The following is a 25,637-nucleotide window of genomic DNA, read 5'->3' as shown; positions in this document are numbered from 1 at the left end:
AGCCAAGACATTAACCGACAAGACCCCCGCATCAAAAAGGGGGCGAAGTTTCAACAAGGAGAAAAGACAGATGAAAAAGCTACTTAGTGGGGTGACTGCGGCCTTCACACTGGCAGCCGGTGCCGCATTGGCCGCTGACGAGGTCAATCTGCAGCTGAAATGGGTCACGCAGGCCCAGTTCGCCGGATATTACGTTGCCAAGGACAAAGGGTTCTATGAGGAAGAGGGGCTGGACGTCACGATCCTGCCGGGTGGCCCCGATATCGCACCGACGCAGGTGATCGCCGGGGGCGGTGCGGATGTCACGGTCGAATGGATGCCCGCCGCGCTGGCTGCGCGCGAAAAGGGGCTGCCGCTGGTCAATATCGCCCAACCATTCAAAAGCTCGGGCATGATGCTGACCTGCTGGAAAGACGCGGGCATCGCCTCGCCCGAGGATCTCAAAAACCGCACTTTGGGTGTCTGGTTCTTCGGCAATGAATTTCCGTTCATGAGCTGGATGAGCCAGCTGGGCATTTCAACCGACGGCAAGGGCGAGAGTGGTGTCGAAGTTCTCAAGCAGGGCTTTAACGTCGATCCGCTGCTGCAGCGTCAGGCCGATTGCATCAGCACCATGACCTACAACGAATATTGGCAGGTCATCGACGCAGGCGTGAATCCAGATGACCTCGTGACCTTCAAATACGAAGATCAGGGCGTCGCGACACTTGAGGACGGCCTCTATGTGCTTGAAGAGAACCTGAGCGATCCGGCATTTGCGGACAAGATGGAGCGTTTCGTTCGCGCCTCGATGAAGGGCTGGAAATACGCCGAAGAAAACCCGGATGAGGCCGCGCTGATCGTTCTCGACAATGACGAGACCGGTGCCCAGACCGAGACACATCAAAAGCGCATGATGGGTGAGATCGCCAAGCTGACCGCAGGGTCGAACGGTGCGCTGGACCCGGCGGATTTCGAGCGTACGGTGAACACTCTGCTGGCCGGCGGTTCCGATCCAGTCATCACCAGTCAGCCTGAAGGTGCCTGGACACATCAGATCACGGATGCGGCTCTGAACTAAGTCACCAAAGCGAAACGACGGATGTCGGCAACGCGGTCCCAACGGGGCCGCGTTTTTCGTAGCACTTGCCGGTTTTGGCGTTTGATCGCGGCAAGGAATGACCTAGTATTACTGTGAAATAACGCGCATTTAATCCCGTTGCCAACCAGATGTGGTAAGTAATGCAGAATTTTGCATCAGAATTCAGTCAAGCGGCCTCTCTGATCCTGGAAGGGGATGCCGAACTGTGGGCTATCGTTCTGCTTTCTCTGCGCGTTTCCGTCTTTGCGGTGCTGATTTCGGCGCTGATCGGGATGCCTGTCGGGGCCGCGCTGGCGGTTTCGCGTTTCCCCGGGCGGCGCGCCCTTATCGTGTTGATGAATGCTCTGATGGGGCTGCCGCCCGTCGTTGTGGGCCTCACGGTCTATCTGATGCTCTCGCGTTCCGGGCCGCTGGGTGTGCTGCAATTGCTGTACACGCCTACCGCCATGATCATCGCTCAGGTGGTTCTGGTCACGCCGATCGTGGCCGCCCTGACGCGTCAGGTGATCGAAATGCTGGCCGAGGAATATTCGGAGCAGCTTCGCTCGATGGGCGTATCCCGGCTGGCATCCGTGCCGGTGTTGCTGTGGGATGCACGGCTGGCGCTGATCACGGCTTTGCTGGCCGGATTTGGCCGCGCCATCGCCGAGGTCGGCGCGGTGATCATCGTCGGCGGCAATATCAACCACGTGACGCGCGTCATGACCACATCCATCGCGCTTGAGACGTCCAAGGGCAATCTGGCGCTTGCGCTTGCGCTGGGTGCCATTCTGATCGGCATCGCGGTTGCAGTGAACGCGCTGGTCAGTTTCCTCGGCCTGCGGGCGGAACAGGAAGGGCTGCGGCATGCGTGATCTGGCCCCTGATATGCTGAGTGGTCTGAAGGTCCAGAACCTGCGTATTGGCCGAAACGGCAACACGTTGCTGGACGTGCCGGGGCTTGTGCTGGACGGGCCCGGACCCACCCTGATCCTTGGCCCCAACGGAGCGGGCAAAAGCCTGTTGCTTCGTTGCCTGCATGGGTTGATCCTGCCGGATCAGGGGCGGGTGCTGCAGGATGAAAAGCCGCTGCGGGCCGAGCAAAAGGCGCGACAGGCGATGGTGTTTCAGCAACCCGTTCTTTTGCGCCGTTCCGTTGCGGCCAATCTGGACTTTGTTCTCAAGCGACAGCAACTGACGCGTGCTGTCCGAAAACAGCGTATCGCCGATCTGCTGCAAGAGGGCGGGCTGAGTGGCAAGGCCCGGCAGGCCGCGCGCTCGCTTTCGGGCGGCGAGGCGCAGAGGCTTGCGATTCTGCGTGCGCTGGCATCCGATCCCGAAATTCTGTTTCTGGACGAACCCACCAGCGCCCTTGATCCGACGGCCACCCAGCAAATCGAGCGCATGATCATGCGCGCTTCGACGCGCGGTGTGCGGATCGTGATGGTCACCCATGACATCGGACAGGCACGCAGACTTGCGGCGGATGTTGTAATGATGCATGGCGGGCATGTCGTTGAACATGGCGCAACAAAGCAGGTGCTGGACGCCCCCGAAAGCACTGCCGCGCGCCGCTATCTGGCCGGTGGGCTGGTGACTGAGCTGTAAGTGAGCAGGAGAATCCGGAATGATCGGAAATCTGATCCGCGTAGGATTGATTGCGCTTGGCCTGACCGCAGGGTCCGTCAGCGCAGAAGAGCCGTTCATCATCGTGCAATCCACCACCTCGACCCAGAATTCCGGATTGTTTGACCATATCCTTCCGGGGTTCGAGGCCGAGACGGGCATCGACGTGCGCGTGGTCGCGGTTGGCACAGGTCAGGCCATTAGGAACGCGGTAAACGGTGACGGAGACGTTCTGCTGGTACATGCCAAACCAGACGAAGAGAAATTCGTGGCCGATGGCTGGGGCGTGGAACGGCTCGATGTCATGTACAATGATTTCGTGCTTGTTGGCCCGAAATCCGATCCGGCGCAGGTAAAAGACAGCGCGGATATCGTCGCGGCGCTGACCGCGATTTCGCGTGCCCAAGCACCGTTTGCTTCGCGTGGGGACGACAGCGGTACGCATAAGGCCGAGCTAAGCCATTGGGACGCGGCAGGGGTTGATGTCGCAGATGCATCAGGCGATTGGTACCGTGAAACCGGATCGGGCATGGGGGCCACGCTGAACATCGCCAGCGGAATGGGTGCGTATGCACTGACGGACCGCGCGACATGGCTGTCCTTCGGCAATCGGGGCGACCTTGAGGTGCTGGTCGAAGGCGACCCGAGGCTGTTCAACCAGTATGGCGTCATTCTGGTGAACCCCGAAAAACACCCCGGTGTTCGTGCGGCGGCGGGCCAGCGGTTCATCGACTGGCTGACGGGTGAGCATGGGCAGGCCGCGATTGCATCCTACACGCTTGAAGGCGAGCAGTTGTTCTTTCCGAACGCCAACTGAATTCGCCCCAGCGGTGTTTCTAGCCGCTGGCCCCGTTGTGGTGGATGCGGCCCAATGACGAAATGTCATAACCGCCCAGTTCGGCAGCGCGGTCCGCAAACCGACTGCTTTGCAGGAACCGGATCAGCTTTTGCATCGGCTCGTCAAAAAAGGCCCTGCGCCAGATGGCCAGATCAAACCGTTCCTCATGCGTTGCGGCAAAGCCCAGCCCGTACAGACCGGCAAGGGCGCCCAGACCAAAGCCGGCTTCGGCCTTGCCATCATGCAGGGCGATGGCCAGTTCCTCTTCGGTTCGCGCACACGCAGGCAACGGTTCCAGATCGTCTCGTGTCAAACCGTGCGCTACAAGTTGCTCGTCAAACAGGCGCTGACTGGCCGCGCTGTCCTGACGAAGCATCACGCGCCGCCCCTTGAGATCCTCAAAACCGGAAATGCCTGTGACCCCGGGGGCCAGCAACAGCCCACGCTGGCGGCAGGCGATTTCGTACAGAACAACCGGCGCTTCGCCCAGCGTGTCCCGCAGGGATTGCGTGTTGAACCCGTTTTCCTCGTGGATATGCAGGGCGGCGGCCTGTGCGGCCCGATCCGCAAGGCGGGTCAGCCCGTCAAACGATCCGTCGTAATAGGTGGCCAGTCCCGATCCGCTTTCCCGCAGGGCCCAGTCCAGCAAGGGATCATGGCTGCCTGCAACAATCGGGGGCAGGGGCGGTTCCGCCACCTCGGGGCCGGATCGGGATGCATTCAGCCATGCGATTACCTCGGCGCGCGGGAACAGCAGTTTACCCATGGCGCGAACACAGGGAACCTCGCCCGACGAGGCCAGATCGTAGGCTTTGCGCTCGCCGATGCGCAGCAGGTCGGCCAGTTCACGGGTGGTCAGATACTCGGACATTCAGTCGAGACGCACCGCAGAACCCGCGCTTGCATCAGCCGAGGTTGGCCCCAGCCGGTCCAGCGTGAACGGCGCAGCAGCAGTGATGACGATCATCGCTGCGACGGCTGCAAGAAAGGCTTTCATCTGTTCCTCCGGCTCAGTCCTTTGTTGCCGTGGCGCGGCGCAGAAAGGCGATCAGATCGGCGCGGTCCTGTGGGCCCGTGATCCGTTGCATTGGCATCTTGGACCCCGGAATGTAGTGATCCGGCCCCTGATCGAACAGAGCATTAATCGTTTCGTCATTCCAAACGATATCAGAGTCTTGCAGCGTGTCCGAGTATAAATATTCATCAAGCGTACCAGCCCGGCGTCCGAAAACTCCGTACAGGGTCGGACCGGCGCGGCGTTGCCCGTCCGGTGTCAGGCTGTGACAGATTGAACATTTCCGCGCGAATTGCCGCTCGCCATTGTCCATTTCACCGGGGTTTTTCAGAAATTCGGGCTCGGAACCCGCCATCTGGTCGTGTTCACCCAGCGAGGCAACCGGCCAGCTATACATCGCCTCATCAATTCCGCCCGCGTGAATGTTCAGCCCATCCGCCGAAAATGCCAAGGCCCAGACCGGGCCGCGCAAGGTGGCACGGAAATCATGTGCGATGCGCCAGTCCATCGTGTCGATCACCATGATGAACCCTTCGCCGTCCCCAACCGCCAGTAATCGCCGGTCTGGGCTGAGGGCGAGGGCCAGAATGGGGCGGCGCTCCAGCGTGAAATCGCGTTCCTCGCCGGTTTCCAGATCGAATACGCGCGTTACCCCGTCCACCGCGCCATAGGCGATCCAGCCGTCCTGGGCGTTCAGGGCCAGTTCGTTGATGCCAAATCCATGCTCGACCAGTCGCTCGGTTTCCTGACCGCTGGTCAGGTCCCAGACGCGCAGCGCCCCGTCCATGCCCGCAGAATACAGAACGGACCCATCGGGTGAAAACTCCACCGCGTTCACCCCGCTGCCGGTCGGGCCCAGCATTTGCGGTTCCGAACCATCTACCGGCCATATACCGATTGTGCCATCCCAACTGGCCGTCGCGACATGGGTTTTTGAGGCGGCGATGCCCACGATCTTGCCTTTGTGCCGACCAACGATATGCCCGCCGGGCCAGCGCCGAAGGGTAAAGTCGTCACCCGCCGAATAAATTGCAGTGCCGTTAAAGGCGACGCTGGTCACCGCGGCCTCGTGCCCCTCCAACCATTCCGGCCTGCGCCCCGACCAAACGCCGATAGAATTGTCGAAACTGGCCGTCGCAATCCGACCGTCCGGTGCGGTCGCAATTCCCATGATCGGGCCGCCATGGCCTTTCAGCGTAAAGAACTCTGCCGCGCCCGGAAGCGGCAGCAAGGCAAAGGCCAGAATCAGCGCGCGCATCTATTCCGCTGGCGAGGCCGCGCCGTCCTTGGCCTCTTCCGCCTGTACATCTTCAAGCCACAGCGAATGATGTTCCCGCGCCCATTGCTCTTCGACTTCACCGGTGCCCATGGCGTCGAACGCGCCCTCCATTCCGATCGAGCCCAGATAGATATGCGCCAGAATGATCGCGATGAAGGCATAGGCCACCATGACGTGCCAGATCTGGGCATAATGCATCTCTTCCTGCGGCGACATCTGTTCGGGCAGGCTCAGGCCGACTGCCTGCGGCAACCCGGTCGCGTTGGCGATCGAGAAGGTTTTGGCAAACAGCGGCATTTCGAACGGGAACAGCAGCGACAGCCCTGACAGGCTGATCGACACGCCCAGCAGGATGCACAGCCAAAAGATGACCTTTTGCCCTGCGTTGAATTTCTTTGCGGGCGGGTGGCTGCCCTTGGTGAACAATCCGCCACCAGCGGCCAGCCATTTCAGATCGGTGCGGTCGGGCAGGTTATGCGCGATCCAGTTCAATGTGACGATCACCAGCCCCAGCATGAAGGCCCAGGCGATGTTGTTGTGCAGCCATTTGCAGGCCTGCGCCACAACCGCAAAACCTTCTTTGCCAAAGACCGGAATCAGGAAGTCGCGGCCATACAGCGTTAGCAGGCCTGTGACACCCAGAACCAGAAACGACCCGGCAAACAGCCAGTGGCCAAACCGCTCGAACCCTGAGAACCGGGTGACGGTGCGCCCGGTTCTGTCGCCCTCGATGCGAATACGGCCCCGGATCAGGAAGAACAGCAGTAATACAACCAGCATCCCGCCCAGAATGTATGTCCCGTACTCCCGCAATGGCCCGGTGCGAAAGGTCAGCCACCACATGCCGCCGTCCTGAATGACGACGCCCGAAGCAGGCCCGCGGGAAGAAACCGTGACATCAGCCGACCCATATCGCAGCGCTCGGTAGACATCGCTGTCCGAGGCTACGCCGCGGGTTCCAAGCTGTCCGATCAGACCCTCGGCATTGCCCTGTCCGGTATTGTCTGAACGATAAGTGTTGTCGACTTTTTCGCCGCGCTGGCGGGCCAGAATATCCTCCAGCGTTGTCGCGCCTCCGGTTTCCGGGCGCTGGGGCGCCTCCTGTGCAAAGGCGGGCAGGGACAGGCAAAAAAGACAGATCAAAAGTCGCAGAAACGGCATGGCACCCTCTTCGACGGATTGTGGGAATTCATCCCGCGATCAAGCGGGACCAAGAATTTTCGTCGAAAACTCTCCTGCGGCAGGGGCACGCAACACCGCGCCCCTGCCAGCGATCAAAGAGGATCAGCCGCCTTTTTGGTCGTAGGCGGTGCCCCAACCCCAGGCGCCCGAGCCAAATCCGCGCGCCACGACGCGTTCGCGGTAAACGGCGGACACCACATCGCCGTCACCGGCCAGCAGCGCCTTGGTCGAGCACATCTCGGCACATAGCGGCAGCTTGCCTTCGGCAATCCGGTTGCGACCGTATTTGGCGAACTCGGCGGTTGAATGGGTTTCTTCGGGGCCGCCGGCGCAGAAGGTACACTTGTCCATCTTGCCACGCGATCCGAAATTGCCCGCCTGCGGATATTGCGGCGCACCGAACGGGCACGCGTAAAAGCAATAACCGCATCCGATGCACAGGTCCTTGGAGTGCAAAACCACACCATCCTCGGTCTGATAAAAGCAATCCACTGGGCATACCGCCATACAGGGCGCGTCCGAGCAATGCATGCAGGCCACCGAGATCGATCGTTCACCCGGTTTGCCGTCATTGATCGTCACCACCCTGCGGCGATTGATACCCCAGGGCACCTCGTGCTCGTTCTTGCACGCGGTCACGCAGGCATTGCATTCGATGCAGCGTTCAGCGTCGCAGAGAAACTTCGCTCTAGCCATTGTCGTCCTCCTTACGCTGCCCAGATCTTGCAGAGAGTACACTTGCTCTCCTGCATCTGGGTCACTGAATCATAGCCATAGGTCTGGGCGGTGTTCGAGCTTTCGCCCAACACATAAGGATCGGCCCCTTTCGGGTATTTGTGCCGCAGATCCTCACCCTGGAAGTGGCCGCCGAAATGGAACGGCATAAAGGCCACCCCGGCACCGACCCTTTCGGTCAGCATCGCCATCACCTTGACCTTGCCGCCTTCGGGACCTTCGACCCAGACCTGGCTTCCGTCGCGAATGCCAAGGTTGTTGGCGTCGCGTGGATTGATCTCGACGAACATGTCCTGCTGCAACTCGGCCAGCCACGGGTTCGACCGGGTTTCCTCGCCGCCGCCCTCATACTCGACCAGACGACCTGACGTGAGGATTATAGGATAATCCTTTGAAAAGTCGTTCTTTTGGATCGAAGCATACAGGGTAGGCAGGCGATAGGCCTGACGGTCCTCGTACGTGGGATAATCCTCGACCAGATCGCGCCGATTGGTATAGAGCGGCTCGCGATGGATCGGGATCGGGTCCGGGAAGGTCCAGACGACCGTCCGGGCCTTGGCATTGCCAAACGGCGCACAGCCATGGGCAATCGCAACACGCTGGATTCCGCCTGACAGGTCGGTTTTCCAGTTGGTCTTCTCAGCGGCCACGGCGTCGATTGCGGCTCGCTCTTCAGCCGTCAGGTCGCCGTCCCAGCCAAGGTCCATCAGCATCTGCATCGTGAATTCGGGATATCCATCCTGAATCTCCGATCCGGCGCTATAGACACCTTCGGCCAGCAGGTTCTGACCGTCCCGTTCCACGCCAAAGCGGGCGCGGAAGGTCAGGCCGCCTTCGGCCACCGGCTTGGACATGTCATAGAGGTTCGGCGTACCGGGATGACCCATCTCTGCCGTACCCCAGCAGGGCCATGGCAAACCGTAGTATTCGCCGTCATTCGGACCGCCGATGGCCTGCAGCGTGGTTCTGTCGAACGTATGCTGGTTGGCCATGTGGCTTTTGATCCGCTCTGGCGATTGCCCGGTGTAACCGATGGTCCAGAGGCCCGAGTTGAACTCACGCGTGATGCTTTCAACATTCGGGGTCTCGGCGTCCTCCATCTCGATATTGCGGAAGAACCGGTCAGCCCAGCCGAACTTGTTGGCGAACTTGGCCATGATGACCTCATCCGGCAGGCTTTCGAACAGCGGCTCGACAATGCGATCCCGCCACTGCAACGAGCGGTTCGAGGCCGTGACCGAACCACGGGTTTCGAACTGCGTACAGGCAGGCAGCAGATAGACGCCATCGGTTCGGTCATGTAGCACGGCGGAAACAGTGGGATACGGGTCGATTACGACCAGCATGTCCAGCTTTTCCATCGCCGTCTTCATTTCCGGCCCGCGTGTCTGTGAATTGGGCGCGTGGCCCCACAGAACCATGGCGCGGACGTTGTTGTCCTGATCCATGTTGGCCGGGTCTTCCAGAACACCGTCGATCCAGCGCGAGACCGGGATACCGCGTTCGTTCATCAGCGGTTTGTCCTTGCCCTCCTTGTCCTTGATCGAGGCGAACTGACCCTTCAGCCATTCGACATCTTCGCCCCAGACGCGGGACCAATGGCCCCAGGCGGCGGCGCTCAGGCCGTAATACCCGGGCAAGGTGTGGGACAGAACACCAAGGTCCGTCGCGCCCTGAACGTTGTCATGGCCGCGGAAGATGTTGGTACCGCCACCCGATGTGCCCATGTTGCCAAGCGCAAGCTGCAGCACGCAATAGGCGCGGGTGTTGTTGTTGCCGTTGGTGTGCTGGGTTCCACCCATGCACCAGATCACCGTACCGGGACGGTTATTGGCCATGGTTCGCGCAACGCGGCGTAGCTGCGACCCGGGCACGCCGGTGACACGCTCGGTTTCTTCGGGCGTCCAGTTGGCGACCTCTTCGCGGATCTGATCCATGCCCCAGACACGGGTGCGGATGAACTCTTTGTCCTCCCAGCCGTTGTCGAAGATGTGCCACAGGATACCCCAGATCAGACCGACATCAGTGCCCGGACGGAACCGGACATATTCATCCGCATGTGCCGCGGTGCGTGTAAAGCGCGGGTCGCAGACGATCAGCGGCGCATTGTTCTGCTCTTTCGCGCGCAGAACATGCAGCAGCGAGACGGGGTGCGCCTCGGCCGGGTTGCCGCCGATGATGAATATCGCCTTGGAATTATGGATGTCATTGTAGGAATTGGTCATGGCGCCGTAGCCCCATGTATTCGCAACGCCCGCAACGGTGGTCGAGTGGCAGATACGGGCCTGATGATCCACGTTGTTCGTGCCCCAGTAGGCGGCGAACTTGCGGAACAGATAGGCCTGTTCGTTGTTATGCTTGGCCGAGCCCAGCCAGTAGACGCTGTCCGGCCCGCTTTCCTCGCGGATCTGCATCATGCCGTCGCCGATCTCGTTGATCGCCTCTTCCCAGCTGATGCGCTTCCACTCGCCGCCTTCCTTTTTCATCGGATATTTCAGGCGGCGTTCGCCATGGGCGTGCTCGCGAACCGAGGCCCCCTTGGCGCAATGTGCACCTAAATTGAACGGGCTGTCCCAACCGGGTTCCTGCCCGATCCAGACGCCATTTTGCACTTCGGCAATCACTGTACAGCCGACAGAACAATGGGTGCAGACGGATTTCACGTTCTCAACGGCCCGATTGGCCGCTGTCTGGGCGCTGGCTGGCGTCACGGTTCCACCCGTGGCGCTGATCGCGGCAAGGCCGCCGATCGTCAGGCCCGAGCCACGCAGAAATGCGCGGCGATCGACGGTTTTCTCGCCGATCTGGGACAGGATACTTGTCCGCTGGGGGCGTCTCGCAACCCCGTTGGTCTTTTTCCTAAGCATTGGTTTCCTCCCTTGCGCGCCATGTGAGCCATGGCTGGCTTGGTACTTCTCGTGCCGACATCAGGGCCAATCGCAACCGTCAGTCGGGGTGAAGGCGTCCGATCCTAGAACCGGGTGCTTTCGACATAGGCGCGGGTATGCGCGGTGTCCTGAATGCGGGTCTCGTCGACGGGCAGTTCAGCCGCCTCCGCTTCACCGCTCAGGCTGGCTGCGGCGACGGCAGCGGGTGCTGCGGTTCCGGCCAGTTTCAGGAAGTCACGGCGGGTTGCGCCGGTTTCCTTGGTCTTGCTCATGGGACTCCTCCTTTCCCATTTGCGATTTAGCGCCCGGTCGGACGCTGGCGAGTGGCAGCGGATCACGCTGCCGTCATCCGGAAGGCCTCCCGCTCGATCTCCATAAAAGTCCGACCGGCAGTGCCGACGGATGCATAGAGAACCGAGTTTTCGGCAGCTTCCAAATCCGAATAGAAATGCCCGGCCCAAGGGCTGATATGCCTGTTCCAGAACGTCTTTTGATCGTCCAGCGGGGCAGGCGGCCCAAACCGGCCGATGATCATCCCCGCCATGACCTCCATCAGCGAGGCGATATTGTCTTCGGGTTCGAATACGTTGGGTGCCCGCGTAATGCCGCGCGCGGCCATATCGTTGCGCAGTTGCGCCAGCGGTTTCTCATTCAGAAAGCCGGTCAGATAGAAACTGGCATAAGGCAGCAACTCACCGCGTCCCAAACCGATGAACAGGGCGTTGAACTCTCGTTCGGCGGCTGCGGGCTTGGTCACTCTGGCAACCCGTGACATGGCCTGAATGGCCTGTCCCAACTCGGTCTCGTCTCCACTCAGCCCGGCCATCTGGTCCAGAAGCATCTGATCGGGTGGGCCGGACAGCAAGAGGCCCAGAAAGTTGTAGAAATCAGCGCGCAGGCGATCCTCAGCCGAGATATCCAGATTTTGCGCGTTGTTTGTGGTCATTGGGTCATCCTTCAAACTCGAACTTCATGCGGCGCGGGGCGGGTGGGGACACTTGCGTCTCCTCCACCTCTGCCGTTTCGAAGATTTGCACCTCGGCCTGCACCGTTTCTTCAACCAGCTCTGGCTGATCGTCGGCTTCAACCGCTTCGGGCACATCCTCGACTTCCGGGCTTTCCTCGTCAGCTGCCGCAAGCGCCTGGACATGCGCCAGCATTCCCTTGCCGACCTGATAGGCGGTCGGGATGTTCTCGATCACGCAGGCCGCATCGGTATAATCCTCGCCGTAATCGACCAGCCCGTCCACATTGGCCAATACCGGGTTCAGGCGCCACAACCGGCGCAGTGCACGGCGACGCAGACGATCCGGCACCGCTTTGGCCATGAACCCGGATACATCATCTCCGGGTTGCAGGTGATCCGGATCGGGCAGGTTGAACTCGGCCAGAATTTCGGCGTCCGGCTTTTCTTCCAACTCAGCGTGTTTTTCAGCGATGGCCTGCGCTTCTGCCGCGGCGCCCTCAGCCTCGGTTTCCGCCTGAACGGCAGCTTTGCGGCGGGACCAGAAATCGCGGGCCTGAGTCATTGGACGACCCTCCGCGGCGAGCGGTAAACGTCCGAGTCCTGCCGGATGCGCGCATCGCCCCGGCCGTCCTCGACCAGATCCACCCGCTTCTTGTCACGGCGGCGTTTGACGAACACATCCTCGCGGTGGTGCTGCAGCGTGAAATCCCGAATCCAGGCAATAAGCCCCTCGGTCATCGGAACCTTCTCGACTATCTCTTCGCCCGTATCCGCATAGTCCTGACCCTCGAACGGAGAGGCCGTGACCAGCGCTGCCGTCAGCGGACGGTCCCCGTCAGGTTCATTGCGCAGCACCAGATATATCGAAGGTTGCCCATCGGCGAGGTTCGCCATGTAGGCTTCGGTCTCGGCGGCCCACAAGGTCAGGGGCAGGGTGGCCGCATGGTATTCGATCGCGTCACCCTCGCGCCGCAACTCGACCCAGTCCGCAGGTCCGGCACCGGGCAGCACCGCCACCGCGCGCCAGTTCCATTTTGCCCAGCGGGTCACGCCGGGCGTTTTGCGCACGACGACTCCCAACGGCATTTCAATGTGGATTGCGGCCTTGGCCACGCGGTCCTCCCCAGAAGGCTCTCCCCTGCCTTCTCTGATGTGTACTATGGTACATAAATTGGCCTCGTGCCAAGTCCAGATCGATTGGTGCAGGCAGGAATCACCATTTTTTGTCCATTGCCGTGCGGATATCCGACACCTCTGGTAATGCGTGAGGTGTGAACTATAGTGCACAAATATTCGCGAGCCACCGCGTTGCCTTACCAAAGCCCGGCTTTGCGCTATGGTTGACACAAGGCCGAACCAAAGCCCGAGGGGAGGATATGGGTAAAAAACTTTTGCTATGCGACTGCGAGGGATCTCAGTCGCTGGACGCCGCCTCGCTCAGCACCTCGTGCGGCGTCGAATGCACGCGGGTTCATTCCGCTCTTTGCACCCGGGAATTGGGCATGGCTGCCGAGCTGATTACGCAGGATGATCAGGTTGTAATCGCCTGCGGACAGGAGCAGCAAGTGTTTCAGGAACTGGCCGAAGAACTGGGCGTGGACGAACCCGGCTTTGTTGATCTGCGCGACCGTGCCGGCTGGTCCGGGCAGGGCGACTCGGCAGGGCCCAAAATGGCAGCGCTGGCGGCCGAAGCACTATTGCCGCAACCGATTACGCCCAGTGTCGATGTGATCAGCGAAGGCGTCTGTTTCATTGTCGGGCCGGGCGACGTGGCATTCGATCTGGCCGAACGATTGTCGGATGTGCTTGCCGTGACCGTACTTGCGACGGATGACGCCACCCCGCTCTCTCGTAAATTTGATACCGTCCGGGGCAGGCTGCAGACTGTAGCCGGCGCGCTGGGTGGGTTCGACCTCAAGCTGGGCGCGCTTCAGCAGACGGAACCGGGCGGGCGGGGCGATTACCGCTGGACCGATCCGCGCGATGGCGCCACCTCTCGCTGCGATATCATCATCGACCTGACCGGCGGCACGCCTTTTGTTCAGGCACCGGACAAGCGCGAAGGGTATCTGCGTGCCGATCCCCGTGATCCCGTCGCGGTTGCACGGCTGGCGTTTGATGCCGCGCAACTGATCGGGACATTTGAAAAACCTCTTTACGTACGGGTTGAAGAAACACTTTGCGCCCATTCCCGCGCCGGCCAGACCGGGTGTTCCAACTGTCTGGACATTTGCCCCACAGGGGCCATCACGCCCGCCGGGGACCATGTGACGATTGACCCGATGGTTTGCGCCGGATGTGGTGAGTGCGCGGCGCTTTGCCCCTCGACTGCCATCACGTATGAGGATCCTACCGTGTCCTCCCTTCTGGCGCGTATCCACATCCTTGCCCGCACCTATCGGCGGGCTGGCGGAACCGCGCCCCGGCTGCTGGTGCATGACGCCCATGGGGCAGATATGATCCGCCTGATGGCCCGTTTTGGTCGGGGCTTGCCCGCTGACGTGATCCCGCTGGAGCTGGGCGTCGTTTCCGGCTTTGGCCATGCCGAGATGCTGGCCGGGCTGGCCCACGGCTTCGCCCGCGTAGACGTTTTGCTTGCCCCAACGACCGAGAGGGATGCACTCACGCGCGAAATTGCACTGGCCGAAGCCATCGCGGGCAAAGGACGGCTGGGTATGATAGACGAAAGCGACCCGGAACTTCTGGCTGATCTGCTTTATGGTCACGACGTCCCGGTTCCATTGTCCGATCCGGTGCTTCCCATGGGCAACAGACGACAGATCGCTCGTCTTGCAGCGCAGGCTTTGAACCCCAGTGCCGAACAACCGCTGCCACTGCCAGATCACGCGCCCTATGGGGCGATTGCGGTGAATACAGATGCCTGTACCCTATGTCTGAGCTGCGTGTCTCTCTGCCCGTCCGGCGCATTGATCGACAACCCCGACAAACCCCAGCTCAACTTTCAGGAGGACGCCTGCCTGCAATGCGGGCTGTGCCGCACGATCTGCCCGGAAAGCGCAATTGCACTAGTTCCGCAACTGAATCTCAGTGACGCCGCCCTTTCGCAGCAGGTCCTGAACGAGGAAGAGCCGTTTGCCTGCATCGAATGCGGGGCGCCTTTCGGGGTGAAATCGACGGTTGAGCGGATCATGCAGAAACTGGCGGGCTCGCACCCGATGTTCGCCTCGTCCGAGCAAGCCAAAATGATCCAGATGTGTGACGATTGCCGGGTGCAGGCACAGTTTCACAGTCAGGACAATCCGTTCACGTCAAATCCCAAACCGCGCGTGGTGACGACGGATGACTATTTCAGCAAGCGCAAGGATCACTGATGCTTCAGCGGCGCGCCCAGATCGGCGGCGGCAACGATGGACACAAACCCCAGAATCGCCTCCAGTTCATCCAGCGTGATCGTCACGGGATGGATCGGCGACGGGCGCTCGGGGTCGAATGGCGGGGTAACGCCGTCGATTTGTGTGAATGAGGGGTGCGGATTGAGAACATAGAACTGCTGAAACCGCTCGGACCAGTCAGGAAAGGAACGCAACACTGAAAAGGACGGGGTAGACCCCAATCCGTTCATCCGGTTCTGCGGGCCAATCACATGGCAGCGCCCGCAATGGGTCAGGGCAAGTTTCTCGCCAAGGGCCGTGTCGGCATCGGGTTGCGCCACTTCCTGAATGTCCGCGACCTCGAAATGCGCGGTAAATGGCCCGCCTGTGTCAGGAGTGAAACTTTCGACCGTGCGCTTGCCGATATCCGATAACAACCAGTCGCGGAACTTTTGCTGGGGTGGGGTATCCTCGATGCTCAGATGATAGATAACATCATCCCGTGCAAAAACCGGATCGCCCGACGGCTCGACACTTAGCTTCATCACGCCGTCTTTTTCTGCGACAACGCGAATCCCGGTCTTGAGAGAGAAGCGGGGAAGGATATGTTTCAGGATACCGGATCGTGCTACTTCGTCCGGAGCTGCCAGTCCAAGAGCTTCCTGCGACGAGGAAGGGCTGGCGGAGAGCATCAGGCTCAGGCACAAAAGGACAAAGCGCATGGCTCAGCCTAACGGCGGCGGGGCAAATGCGTCAAATGAACAGAATGAGACGGAGAAACATGCAATGAGCGGCGACTACAACATGTCGATGCGCAAATTCCTCAAGCAGGTTGGCGTAACCAGTCAGCAGGCGATCGAGGAAGGTCTGCGCAAAGCAGGCTCGCCTGCCGGAAAAAGCTTTGAGGCCCGCGTGGTTCTGACCATCGATGGGCTGGAGGTCGAGCATGTGGTGACAGGTCAGATCAAGGATGACGAGGCATGAGCGTCCGTGACGCGGTTCTGGCGAACCTAAAAAAGATTACCGATCCTGTCTCGGGGCAGGATATTGTCAGCGCGGGTATTGTCCGCGCCCTGAATGTCGAAGGCGACACGGTTCGCTTTGTGCTTGAGATCGACCCGAAACAGGCCGAGCGGATGGAGCCTGTTCGTGCAACGGCCGAACAGGCGGCGCAGATGGTCGAAGGGGTCGCGAATGTTTCGGCCATGATGACCGCGCATTCGGAAAAGGCGCCGCCCGATCTGAAACCCAAACCCAAACCCTCGCAAACCGGTCCGCAGGCAGTGCCGGGCGTGGACAGGATCATCGCCGTTGCATCGGGTAAGGGCGGTGTCGGTAAATCCACCGTTTCGGCTAACCTTGCCTGCGCACTGGCCGCCGAAGGTCGCAGGGTGGGCCTGCTGGATGCTGACGTCTATGGCCCGTCGCAGCCGCGCATGCTTGGCGTGTCCGGCCGCCCGGCCAGCCCGGATGGCAAAACCATCCTGCCGCTGCGCAATCACGGCGTGACCATGATGTCGATGGGCCTGATGGTAAACGAAGGACAGGCAGTTGTCTGGCGTGGCCCGATGCTGATGGGCGCATTGCAACAGATGATGGGTCAGGTGCAATGGGGCGCACTGGACGTACTGATCGTCGACCTGCCGCCCGGCACCGGTGACGTGCAGCTTACGCTGAGCCAGAAGTTCAAGGTGGACGGCGCCATCGTCGTCTCGACCCCGCAGGACGTCGCGCTGATCGACGCGCGCAAGGGGATCGACATGTTCCGTCAGCTCAAGACACCGATCCACGGCATGATCGAAAACATGTCCACCCATATATGCTCGAATTGCGGGCACGAGGAACATGTGTTCGGCCATGGCGGCGTTGCGGCCGAGGCCAAAGAATTGGACGTTCCGCTGTTGGGTGAAATCCCGCTGCATCTGGATATCCGCGTTGCTGCGGATGGCGGCGCGCCGATTGTCGTCAGCAAGCCCGAAAGCCAACAGGCCGAGGCCTTCCGCAGGATTGCCCGTGACCTGATCGCCAAAGGCAACGCATGAACCAGCCGGTCTTTCCCCCTTTGCTTCAGGGTTATCCCGTGCAGGGCGGGGAAGACCCCTTTGACCGCGCGCAGGCGCTTGCCGCGCTGGGCTGTGACGCGGGTACCATCACCTACAACATTCAGGCCGATCACCTGCGGGTGGCCATCGTTTTTGCCCCGGAAATACCTTTGCAGGACGCAATGGCGATGTTGCCCCTATGTGCGGTCGGGTTCCAGAACGCGCTGGGCGCACTGGCCCCGCCCGAGGTTGCCGTTCATCTGGGCTGGGGCGGGCTGATTTGCGTCAACGGGGCCAGATGCGGGCAATTTCACGTTGCCGCCTCGACCTTTGATCCGACTCAGGTTCCAGACTGGCTCGTGGTCGGCTGGGATCTGACATTGCTGCAGACCGGCCACGCTCCGGGCGAGACACCGGACATTACCGCACTTTATGATGAAGGCTGCGCCGATGTTTCGCCGGTTCAGCTGATCGAAAGCTGGTCGCGCCACACGCTGACCTGGCTCAACCGGTGGGAAGAGGATGGCAACGCCCCTTTGCACGGCGAATGGATGGGCCTGCTGCGTGGCGTCGGCGAACCGATTGAGCGGCAAGGGCATTCGGGGATATTCCTCGGAACTGATGAAAGGTTCGGAATGCTGATCCGCGATGGCGCGGACACGCACCTTCACCCCCTGACAACCCTGTTGGAGAAACCGTCATGAAACTGGCCCGTGCCATTCATTTCGATGAAAGCGATACACATGTCTTTCATTCCCCGGCCCGGACCGGCGAATGGTGCATCTCGGGCGGGTTCGAGTTCTCCAACTGGGGCGAGGGCGATCTGGAAGGCAAGGCGCGGCAGGCCTTTGCCAATGGCTGGCTGGGTCTGGAAACCTTTGGTCGGGTGACGTTTGTGGCCGTGACGCAGATCGAACAGGCCGAGCGTGAACGGCTGGCCGACGCATTGGCTGCGCATTTCGTGCAGCTGTACGGCGCACCCTCGATCGAGGCGGCACTGGGCGTCGCCCGCGAAGAAATCGCGCATATGTCCGAACTCTGCGATGATCACGACCCCAACACCCTGCTGACGGTCGCGCGCGAGTTGACCGAGGCTGGCGTTCACGAGGCGTACCGGGCCATCACCCCACAGGATGCCGAGCTGGAAGCGCTTGCCGTCCATGGATCGCTGGATGAATAGCCTTACAGCAGGTCGATGAACGACCCGAACTGTCCGCGCTTGAATATCAGCCCCTTGCCGGTGCGATGCATCACGTTCTCAACTTCCCCCACAAGGATCAGATGATCCCCCGCGTCGTGACGGTTGAACAGTTTGCAGTCGAACCGCGCCAGACATCCGGACAGCACCGGCCTGCGTTTATGGTCATGCGCCCAGTCTGCATGTGAAAAATCCAAACCGTTCCGCGCAAAGCGAAGCGCTTGATTTTGCTGTTCCTCGGCCATGACATGGATGGAATAGTGATCGGCCGAGTGGAACGCATCAAAGCGATTGGAATCCTTGCCCAGACACCAAAGAACCAGCGGCGGGTCCAAAGACACCGAGGAAAAAGAGTTTACGGTTATGGCGACAGGGGCGTCACCCATCGTTGTCGTAACGACAGTCACACCGGTACCGAAACATCCCAGAGCCTCGCGAAATGCAAGGGTTCGATCCGGGCTTGGGGTAAAGACGTTTTCGGTCATCGCGTGCTCATTGGGTGGCCGCGCATCACGTGCCACGCCGCGAGGGGATTGTCCATGGAAAGCTGACTCTGACCTGCGCCTTTCACATTCAGTTCAGATCTTCCAGCAACCGTCCGTGCTTGCGCGTCTCGGCGATCACATCGCCAAATGTCCTCATGCCGCGCGATTTCAGCATCGGCAGCATCTTCACCAGAACCTCAGCCGTGGCGACGGCATCCCCCAACGCCGTATGGCGCAGGGTTTCCGGTATCGTGACGCCCAGACGATCACAGACCGCGTCCAGCGTATGAACCTCGCTTGCCCCGAACAGAACGGCGGACAACAGAACCGTATCAAGGATCGGATGATCCCAGCTGACATCCATCTTCGTGGCATGACGGCGCAGAAACGCCATGTCGAAGGGTGCGTTATGCGCAACTATCACCGCGTCCCGTGCAAAATGGTGGAACCTGCGGCCGGCCTCGGCAATATCCGGCGCGCCCTGAACCATTCTGTCGCTGACCTTGTGCACTCTGGTCGATGCAGGCGGGATCGGCATGCCCGGATCAACCAGCGTGTCCATCTGTTCGCCTTCTATGATCCTGCCCCTGAGAACGCGAACCGCGCCGATCTGAACGATCTCATCCTTATGGGGCAGCAGGCCGGTGGTTTCGGTGTCGAAGACGACAAAACACAAATCGGACAGTTTGCGGTTCTCGAACAGATCATCGCCCGGCGTGTCCAGCAGCTCGAAATCGTAGACCAGCGGCCGGGCTGCTTCGGGTGGAATGCGGGCGACGCTGTCCTCGAAAATCAGCATGTAACCCGGGGCATCCCCCAGCGGCTTCATTCGGGCTGTATAGGTCTGCGCGCCGTCAACGCTGCTGAGTGTGCAATAAGCATCCATCCCGCTTTTGACCAACTGGGCATAGGCTTTTTCAAGCGGCTCCCGATCCAGATAGTCGAACAGCGACGCGTTCAGCCGTGGATGCGCGATCTGCGCCAGAACCTCAGCGGCCTGAGCGTCATACAGAACGATCTTGTGCGTCGGCCCGGCCAGCAGCATCGCAACCGGAATTTCGGTCAACAGGGCAGTCAGGCGCTGTTTCTCCGCCGACAGATGCGCGGTCTCGGCAGCAACCGCTTCGGCGGTGTTCATGGCCTTGTCGGCCAGTTGCTCCGCCAGACCTGCGGCGGCGGGCGCAAGGTCGCCAAGATAGCGGGCGGCCTGCACGTCCATATCGGAACTGACCCCGGCATGGGCCCGGGCGCGCAGCTCGGCCGAAAGACGTTCGATCGGTTTGGCAACGTTGTCGTCGAACAGCAGCCAGACACCGGCCACCAGCGCAAGCAGACCGAACGAGATCACAATCCCGGCAAAGACAAACGCATCTGAGACATCCGGATCGCCCAGCCGCGCATAGCTGATCCACAGCGCCAGCGCGCTGACAACAAGGCCGCCAACGGCCAGCAGGCAGAAGAACAGAAAGATTCTCAGACGCAGGCTCAGCCGGGTCAGCATGATCAGACCTCGCAGGTTGCCTCGATGATCGGATCGTTGGTGCCGGCCTTCACCCAGGACGCATTCAGCAGGGCGCCGTCATCGCCGAACTCGGCCCCGTCGATCAGGTTGGCCCGCCGGTTTCCGGCGCAGTCAACGGCGACGGGCAGTTTCGAAACCGGAGCCCAGCGACCAAAGAAATACAGATCGACCAATCGCTGATCCGGAACCTGTTCATTGGTACGAACCGACGTGGTGTCGATGGCGGCAAACCTGTCCACGAAGGGAACCGCATAGGTCCAAGGGCGATAGATGGCGCGGCTTTCAACCTCCTGCACGACGGCCAGACCGTCGGGCAGGGCGTCGCGCGTGCGGTCGTACCACGAATATTCACTGCCGATGGTGACGGCGATCATCCCAAGCCCGGCCCCCACGGGCGCGGCCCAGCGGGGCAGGCGGCCGCCTGTCACCATGTTCAGCAGCATTACGATACCGGCCACGGCGAAACCCGCGAAAACTGTGCCGATCAATTCCAGAAACATGGTGTCTCTCCGTCCTGCGGCGCTCTGCGCCGATATTGGTGCCGCCCGGGGCGATACACGCAAATGTTATTACCCTGATGCTAACTCAGCATCCCTTTTCCGTGTCCAACCGCCGACTGCATCGTTTTGACCACCACAAAAGCGTCCCTCAGATGGCTGCGTTCGAAATCCGAAAGCTCGGTCGGTGGCATGTAGTTGTCCGGTTTTCCGCCCGACCTGACCAGCGCCACCTGATGCTCCAACCGGGTTTCTGCGATCAGATCATAAGCATCCAGCAGATCGCGCGCACCCGAAGGGCTGATGACGCCGGCGGCTTCGGCCGCCTCCAGCCTTGCCCGCGTATTTGCCTCGGTCAATTGCCCCTTTAGCGCATAAATGCGCGCCAGATCGACAATCGGAACCACACCGTTGTGTTTCAGATCCAGCGTGTTGCGATGCTCGCCCGACCGGATGGTTGCAAAACCCCGCAGCAGTCCCAGCGGTGGTGTGTGTTTCAGCGAGTTCGAAATCATATGGGCCACAAAGATCGAATTGTTGCTGGCGGCCTTCAGCGTGTCGGCCTGCAAGTCCTGAAACAGCCCGAACGCGCCGCCAATCGGGCGCAGATCGAACATGACCGAGGCCAGCATTTGCGCCTCTGGGTTTGGCTTGGCAATCCAGCCCGAAAAATACTCGCGCCAGACCCGAACCGGCTGGCACCAGCGCGGATTGGTCGCCATCATGTCGCCGGGGCAGTAGAAATACCCGCAAGTATCCAGCCCGTCCGAGACGAATTTGGCCAGAGCGTGGAAATACGGCATGTCGGCATCCGTCACGCTGTCATCCAGCATCAGGCAATTGTCCTGATCCGAAACGCCGGTCTGTTCCTGCCGCCCCTGCGATCCGCAGGCCAGCCACAGGTAGGGGACCGGCGGCGGCCCCAGCTTGTCCTCGGCCAGTGTCAGCAGGCGGCGCGTGGCCGTATCTGCGATGTCGGTGATCAGGCGCGTGACGATCTCGTGCCGATTGCCACCGGCCACCAATTGCACAAGCAGTTGCGGGATTTCGGCGGTGACATGCGCCATGTCCTTTGCCGATGGCGCATGGGCGATGCGGCGCACCAGCTCGGCTGAACTGACGGCCTGATAATGTGTCAGATCCGTTTGCGTGACCATGCCGACAAGCCGATTGCCCTCGGTAATCGGTATGTGGCCGATATTGCGCTCCATCATGGCATGCAGCACATCCGACCCGATATCGCCCGGCGATAGAGTGATCGGATCGGCGGTCATGACCTGAGAAATAGGGGTCGATGCGGGCAGCGCCTCGGCAACGACCTTTCCGGACAGATCGCGCACAGTGACAATGCCCTGCAGCGCATTGCCATCGGTGATGCACAGGGACGAGATGCCGCGATCCCGCATCAGCTGCGCAGCTTCCTGCACCGAGGTGGCCAGAGGGCAAATCGCCGGGTCACGCGTCATCAGTGTGTCGATACGGCTGGTGGCAAGTGTCTGCTGCTCGGGCCGCGGCGCGCGGGAGCGGTTGAAAAACCGGGCCACGATCTGATGCTCGGAAATAAGTCTGCGGAACAGGGCAGGGGGCAGCACCAGTAATGTCGTCGGCGCATCTGCCCTTGCATGGGTGGCGGCCTTGCCGTCCCGCAGCAGGCCCCGCTCGCCAAACGAATTGCGCAGGCCCAGATGGGAAACAACCACGCCGTTTGCGTCGGTGATCTCGATCTGGCCTTCGTAAATGATGAACAATCCGGGCAGTGCGTCACCCAGCGCGTACACGCCCATGCCCTGTTCGACGTCCCGCACCTCAATCTGCGGCGCCATGGCGTTCAGTTCGTCCATCGGCAGGGCGTCATACGGGTGTACGGATTTCAGAAACCGCGTGATGTGATCGGACGACAGGGCCATGTGTGGTCTCTTGATGTCTTAACGAAAAGCCCCGCCCGGTGGTGTGCCGGGCGGGAACAGTGGGTCGAAGGTTGCGGCCAGAGTGTCAGACACCGCCAGCCGCATCCGACTCAGTGATCCTGAGCCGCGCCCGCGCCACGGGGAATGCGCACGCTTTCGACCAGATCCTTGATCTCCTGCGGAGTCTCCTTGGTCATGCCGGCGACCACATAGGCGACGCCAAAGTTGACCATTGCACCGATGGCGCCGAACGAGGTCGACTTGATCGGACCCAGCAGCGGGTCAGCATCGGTGAACGAGTTGGTGCCCGGAATGAACAACCAGCCCTTGTGCAGGAAGATGTAGACCAACGTGACCGTCAGACCTGCCAGCATACCTGCAACCGCACCGGTGTTGTTGATGCGGGTCGAGAAGATCCCCATCATCAGCGCCGGGAAGATCGAGGCAGCCGCCAGACCGAATGCAAGCGCAACCGTTTGCGCCGCAAAGCCCGGTGGGTTCAGACCCAGATAGGTTGCGACAACGATGGCCACGGCCATAGCGATACGCGCGGCCAGCAGTTCACCCTTTTCCGAGATATTCGGGTTGATCGCACCTTTGACAAGGTCGTGGGACACAGCCGACGAGATCGCCAGCAGCAGACCCGCAGCCGTGGACAGAGCAGCAGCCAGACCACCGGCAGCAACCAGACCCACAACCCAACCCGGCAGGTTGGCGATTTCAGGGTTCGCCAGAACCAGGATGTCACGGTTGAACTTGGTCAGCTCGTTACCAACCCAGCCTTTTTCCTCGGCAAGCGCCTGCATGTCGGCGTTCTTGTCGTTGTAGTACTGGATCTTGCCGTCGCCGTTTTTGTCTTCCCAATCCAGCAGACCGGTTTTCTGCCAAGTGGCCATCCAGTCATAACGCGGATCGTTGTCGATTTCCTCGACCGAGACAGCGCCACCTTCGATGCCACCATTGGGCCACATCATGTCGGTGATGTTCAGACGGGCCATTGCGCCAACCGCGGGGGCGGTCAAGTACAGCAGCGCGATGAACACCAGCGCCCAGCCAGCGGACCAACGAGCGTCGGACACTTTCGGCACGGTGAAGAAGCGCATGATCACGTGCGGCAGACCGGCGGTACCGATCATCAGCGACAGCGTGAACAGCACCATGTTCAGCGTGTTCGAATGGTGCGCCGTGTATTCGGCAAAGCCCAGCTCGGCCACGATGGCGTCCAGCTTGGTCAGCAGCGGCTCACCGCCTGCGGTGTCACCGAACAGACCCAGCGCCGGGATCGGATTGCCGGTCAGCTGCAGCGAGATAAAGATTGCCGGGATGGTATAGGCGGTGATCAGCACGCAGTACTGAGCGACCTGAGTGTAGGTCACGCCCTTCATCCCGCCAAACACTGCATAGGCGAATACGACGCCCGCGCCGATCAGCAGACCAGCGGTATTCGACACCTCGAGAAAGCGGCCAAAGGCCACGCCCACGCCGGTCATCTGACCGATCACGTAGGTCACCGACGCAACGATCAGACAGATCACCGCAACGATACGCGCGGTCTGGCTGTAGAAGCGATCGCCGATGAACTCCGATACCGTGTACTTGCCGAACTTGCGCAGGTAGGGCGCAAGCAGCAACGCCAGCAGCACGTAGCCGCCGGTCCAGCCCATCAGGAACGAGCTGTTGTCGTAGCCGGTAAAGGCGATAAGGCCCGCCATCGAGATGAACGAAGCCGCCGACATCCAGTCAGCCGCAGTCGCCATACCGTTGGTGACCGGATGAATGCCGCGACCGGCGGCATAGAATTCTGATGTGGACCCCGCGCGGGCCCAGATCGCGATGCCGATGTAAAGCGCAAAGGACGCGCCCACAAACAGCAGGTTGATGGTAAACTGATCCATTGTCCCCAGCCCCTTAATCTTCGCCCACGCCGTGTTCGGCGTCCAGCTTGTTCATCCGCCAGGCGTAGTTGAAGATCAGCACCAGAAAGACCAGGATCGATCCCTGCTGAGCGAACCAAAAGCCCAGATCGGTGCCGCCAACGGCGATGCCGGACAGCAACGGACGCAGCAGAATGCCGAATCCGAAAGACACCAGCGCCCATATGATAAGGCTGATGACGATGAGGCGCAGGTTTGCCTGCCAATAGCCCTTGTCGGCTTCGGCAGTCTGCGCGGAGTTTGTTGAATGATCCGCCATTGCGGTACCTCCTTGCTTCCTCCTCGGGCGGCCCCATGCCCAACTCCTCCAGTACGTTGGGCCACCCTTTGATGCGCCGAACGCCAGGTCGACGTCAGGCATAACTTCTCCGGTCCGCCAGGGCGGGTCCATTGAAGTATTCTTTTGCAGGATCAAAGCCCTTGGCCGGGCTCTTCTCCTCCCCTTAATTCATCGCGTCGCCGACGATCCTCTCCAGATCGCGGGCGATGTCGTCGATCTTGCCCATGGCGTCGGTGCGCACCAGAACGCCATTGCCATCGTAATATCCGATCAGCGGTGCGGTCTGCGCGTGGTACGCCGTAAGGCGCGAAGCCACGGTTTCCGCGTTGTCGTCGGCGCGGCGGCTGAACTCGGTCTTGCCGCATTTGTCGCAAACGCCTTCGACCGCCGGTTTCTTGAACTGGTCGTGAAACCCTTCGCCGCATCCGGCGCAGGTGTAGCGGCCCGAGATACGGATCACCATTTCGGCATCCTCGACCTCAAGGCTGATGGCTGCGTTGATCTTCTGATCGGTTTCCGACAGCAGACCGTCCAGTGCCTCTGCCTGAATCGTGGTGCGCGGAAAGCCGTCCAGAATGACACCGCGCGCGCAATCAGGTTCGACCAGACGGTCGCGCAGGATGGCAATGACGATCTCGTCACTGACTAGATCGCCGGCTTCCATGACAGCCTTGGCAGCCTTGCCCGCCTCGGTGCCTGCGGCAACCGCCGCACGCAGCAAATCACCGGTGCTGAGTTGCACCAGCCCGAACTTGTCTTCCAGCATCCGTGCCTGTGTGCCCTTCCCGGCGCCGGGAGGGCCGAGAAGGATCAGTACGGCGGGGGTGGTGGTTGTGGCAGCGTCCATCAC

27 protein-coding genes are annotated in these 25,637 nt (G+C 60.8%); 9 read left to right on the top strand and 18 right to left on the bottom strand.

The genetic code is table 11. The features are described from left to right. Positions 1-70: 70 nt before the first annotated feature. The 4 genes from ACR0D6_RS00885 to ACR0D6_RS00870 all read left to right on the top strand — a co-directional run bounded on the left by ACR0D6_RS00885 (position 71) and on the right by ACR0D6_RS00870 (position 3,503). Complete coding sequence (locus ACR0D6_RS00885; RefSeq protein WP_170650389.1) at positions 71-1,060, top strand: ABC transporter substrate-binding protein; 990 nt, start codon at positions 71-73, stop codon at positions 1,058-1,060. 161 nt (positions 1,061-1,221) lie between these two features. After that, positions 1,222-1,935: an ABC transporter permease gene (locus ACR0D6_RS00880; RefSeq protein ID WP_480726641.1), complete on the top strand. Its 714-nt coding sequence runs from the start codon at positions 1,222-1,224 to the stop codon at positions 1,933-1,935. Next, a complete protein-coding gene (locus tag ACR0D6_RS00875; protein ID WP_480764129.1) occupies positions 1,928-2,668 on the top strand; it encodes an ATP-binding cassette domain-containing protein in 741 nt (246 codons plus the stop codon). The genes ACR0D6_RS00880 and ACR0D6_RS00875 overlap by 8 nt, the downstream gene beginning before the upstream one ends. A 19-nt stretch (positions 2,669-2,687) precedes the next feature. Then, positions 2,688-3,503, top strand: a complete 816-nt coding sequence (locus ACR0D6_RS00870) for an ABC transporter substrate-binding protein (RefSeq protein WP_480764128.1) — start codon at positions 2,688-2,690, stop codon at positions 3,501-3,503. Positions 3,504-3,522: 19 nt separating this feature from the next. Here ACR0D6_RS00870 and ACR0D6_RS00865 read toward each other — a convergent pair whose 3' ends face one another. From ACR0D6_RS00865 to ACR0D6_RS00820, 10 genes are all read right to left on the bottom strand, one after another. Further along, a complete protein-coding gene (locus tag ACR0D6_RS00865) occupies positions 3,523-4,395 on the bottom strand; it encodes a substrate-binding domain-containing protein (RefSeq protein WP_480764127.1) in 873 nt (290 codons plus the stop codon). Continuing rightward, complete coding sequence (locus ACR0D6_RS00860) at positions 4,396-4,521, bottom strand: hypothetical protein (protein ID WP_480726633.1); 126 nt, start codon at positions 4,519-4,521, stop codon at positions 4,396-4,398. 13 nt (positions 4,522-4,534) lie between these two features. Beyond that, positions 4,535-5,797 (bottom strand): c-type cytochrome, encoded by a 1,263-nt coding sequence (locus ACR0D6_RS00855; RefSeq protein ID WP_480764126.1) that lies wholly within the window; start codon positions 5,795-5,797, stop codon positions 4,535-4,537. Then, the gene (locus ACR0D6_RS00850; RefSeq protein ID WP_480764125.1) at positions 5,798-6,979 is read right to left on the bottom strand and encodes a formate dehydrogenase subunit gamma; all 1,182 of its coding nucleotides are present in this window, start codon (positions 6,977-6,979) and stop codon (positions 5,798-5,800) included. It abuts the gene before it with no gap. Positions 6,980-7,102: 123 nt separating this feature from the next. After that, a complete protein-coding gene (gene fdh3B, locus ACR0D6_RS00845; RefSeq protein ID WP_170650376.1) occupies positions 7,103-7,696 on the bottom strand; it encodes a formate dehydrogenase FDH3 subunit beta in 594 nt (197 codons plus the stop codon). Between the two features lie 11 nt (positions 7,697-7,707). Next, complete coding sequence (locus ACR0D6_RS00840; protein ID WP_480726627.1) at positions 7,708-10,602, bottom strand: formate dehydrogenase subunit alpha; 2,895 nt, start codon at positions 10,600-10,602, stop codon at positions 7,708-7,710. A gap of 104 nt (positions 10,603-10,706) precedes the next feature. After that, positions 10,707-10,895: a twin-arginine translocation signal domain-containing protein gene (locus tag ACR0D6_RS00835; protein ID WP_170650372.1), complete on the bottom strand. Its 189-nt coding sequence runs from the start codon at positions 10,893-10,895 to the stop codon at positions 10,707-10,709. A 62-nt stretch (positions 10,896-10,957) separates the two neighbouring features. Continuing rightward, positions 10,958-11,569 carry a molecular chaperone TorD family protein gene (locus ACR0D6_RS00830; protein WP_170650370.1) on the bottom strand — a complete coding sequence of 204 codons (612 nt, stop codon included), beginning with the start codon at positions 11,567-11,569 and terminating at the stop codon, positions 10,958-10,960. Positions 11,570-11,573: 4 nt separating this feature from the next. Continuing rightward, positions 11,574-12,152, bottom strand: coding sequence for a DUF3306 domain-containing protein (locus ACR0D6_RS00825; protein WP_480764124.1), 579 nt, complete (start codon positions 12,150-12,152; stop codon positions 11,574-11,576). After that, the gene (locus ACR0D6_RS00820; RefSeq protein ID WP_480764123.1) at positions 12,149-12,703 is read right to left on the bottom strand and encodes a DUF3305 domain-containing protein; all 555 of its coding nucleotides are present in this window, start codon (positions 12,701-12,703) and stop codon (positions 12,149-12,151) included. The genes ACR0D6_RS00825 and ACR0D6_RS00820 overlap by 4 nt, the downstream gene beginning before the upstream one ends. 263 nt (positions 12,704-12,966) lie before the next feature. Between ACR0D6_RS00820 and ACR0D6_RS00815 the strand changes: the two genes are divergently transcribed. Then, positions 12,967-14,922, top strand: a complete 1,956-nt coding sequence (locus ACR0D6_RS00815) for a 4Fe-4S binding protein (RefSeq protein WP_480764122.1) — start codon at positions 12,967-12,969, stop codon at positions 14,920-14,922. On the opposite strand, the gene ACR0D6_RS00810 is transcribed toward ACR0D6_RS00815, so the two are convergent. Further along, a complete protein-coding gene (locus ACR0D6_RS00810) occupies positions 14,916-15,644 on the bottom strand; it encodes a hypothetical protein (protein WP_480764121.1) in 729 nt (242 codons plus the stop codon). The genes ACR0D6_RS00815 and ACR0D6_RS00810 overlap by 7 nt on opposite strands. A 64-nt stretch (positions 15,645-15,708) precedes the next feature. Between ACR0D6_RS00810 and ACR0D6_RS00805 the strand changes: the two genes are divergently transcribed. Genes ACR0D6_RS00805 through ACR0D6_RS00790 form a run of 4 tightly spaced genes read left to right on the top strand, consistent with a single transcriptional unit; the run spans position 15,709 to position 18,144 of the window. Further along, positions 15,709-15,906, top strand: a complete 198-nt coding sequence (locus tag ACR0D6_RS00805; protein WP_170651255.1) for a DUF6494 family protein — start codon at positions 15,709-15,711, stop codon at positions 15,904-15,906. After that, positions 15,903-16,964, top strand: coding sequence for an Mrp/NBP35 family ATP-binding protein (locus tag ACR0D6_RS00800; protein WP_170650362.1), 1,062 nt, complete (start codon positions 15,903-15,905; stop codon positions 16,962-16,964). The genes ACR0D6_RS00805 and ACR0D6_RS00800 overlap by 4 nt, the downstream gene beginning before the upstream one ends. Next, the gene (locus tag ACR0D6_RS00795; protein WP_480764120.1) at positions 16,961-17,668 is read left to right on the top strand and encodes a biotin/lipoate--protein ligase family protein; all 708 of its coding nucleotides are present in this window, start codon (positions 16,961-16,963) and stop codon (positions 17,666-17,668) included. The genes ACR0D6_RS00800 and ACR0D6_RS00795 overlap by 4 nt, the downstream gene beginning before the upstream one ends. Further along, on the top strand, positions 17,665-18,144 hold the full coding sequence (locus ACR0D6_RS00790) for a DUF6505 family protein (RefSeq protein WP_480764119.1): 480 nt from the start codon (positions 17,665-17,667) through the stop codon (positions 18,142-18,144). The genes ACR0D6_RS00795 and ACR0D6_RS00790 overlap by 4 nt, the downstream gene beginning before the upstream one ends. 2 nt (positions 18,145-18,146) lie before the next feature. Here ACR0D6_RS00790 and ACR0D6_RS00785 read toward each other — a convergent pair whose 3' ends face one another. The 7 genes from ACR0D6_RS00785 to ACR0D6_RS00755 all read right to left on the bottom strand — a co-directional run bounded on the left by ACR0D6_RS00785 (position 18,147) and on the right by ACR0D6_RS00755 (position 25,634). Further along, positions 18,147-18,647, bottom strand: a complete 501-nt coding sequence (locus ACR0D6_RS00785) for a flavin reductase family protein (protein WP_480764118.1) — start codon at positions 18,645-18,647, stop codon at positions 18,147-18,149. A gap of 88 nt (positions 18,648-18,735) precedes the next feature. Continuing rightward, positions 18,736-20,148 (bottom strand): 3'-5' exonuclease, encoded by a 1,413-nt coding sequence (locus tag ACR0D6_RS00780; RefSeq protein ID WP_480764117.1) that lies wholly within the window; start codon positions 20,146-20,148, stop codon positions 18,736-18,738. A gap of 2 nt (positions 20,149-20,150) precedes the next feature. Further along, positions 20,151-20,669 carry a hypothetical protein gene (locus ACR0D6_RS00775; protein ID WP_480764116.1) on the bottom strand — a complete coding sequence of 173 codons (519 nt, stop codon included), beginning with the start codon at positions 20,667-20,669 and terminating at the stop codon, positions 20,151-20,153. An 80-nt stretch (positions 20,670-20,749) separates the two neighbouring features. Next, the gene (locus ACR0D6_RS00770) at positions 20,750-22,573 is read right to left on the bottom strand and encodes a DUF294 nucleotidyltransferase-like domain-containing protein (protein ID WP_480764115.1); all 1,824 of its coding nucleotides are present in this window, start codon (positions 22,571-22,573) and stop codon (positions 20,750-20,752) included. Positions 22,574-22,683: 110 nt separating this feature from the next. After that, complete coding sequence (locus tag ACR0D6_RS00765) at positions 22,684-24,468, bottom strand: sodium:solute symporter family protein (protein WP_170650350.1); 1,785 nt, start codon at positions 24,466-24,468, stop codon at positions 22,684-22,686. A gap of 13 nt (positions 24,469-24,481) precedes the next feature. Beyond that, positions 24,482-24,766, bottom strand: a complete 285-nt coding sequence (locus ACR0D6_RS00760) for a DUF4212 domain-containing protein (RefSeq protein WP_170650348.1) — start codon at positions 24,764-24,766, stop codon at positions 24,482-24,484. A 184-nt stretch (positions 24,767-24,950) separates the two neighbouring features. Continuing rightward, positions 24,951-25,634, bottom strand: coding sequence for an adenylate kinase (locus tag ACR0D6_RS00755; RefSeq protein WP_480764114.1), 684 nt, complete (start codon positions 25,632-25,634; stop codon positions 24,951-24,953). Between the last annotated feature and the right edge of the window lie 3 nt (positions 25,635-25,637).

Source organism: Ruegeria sp. BJ6 (genome assembly GCF_056537885.1).
The sequence above is the reverse complement of the archived record's forward strand: the minus strand, read 5'-3'. Positions and strand labels throughout refer to the sequence as shown.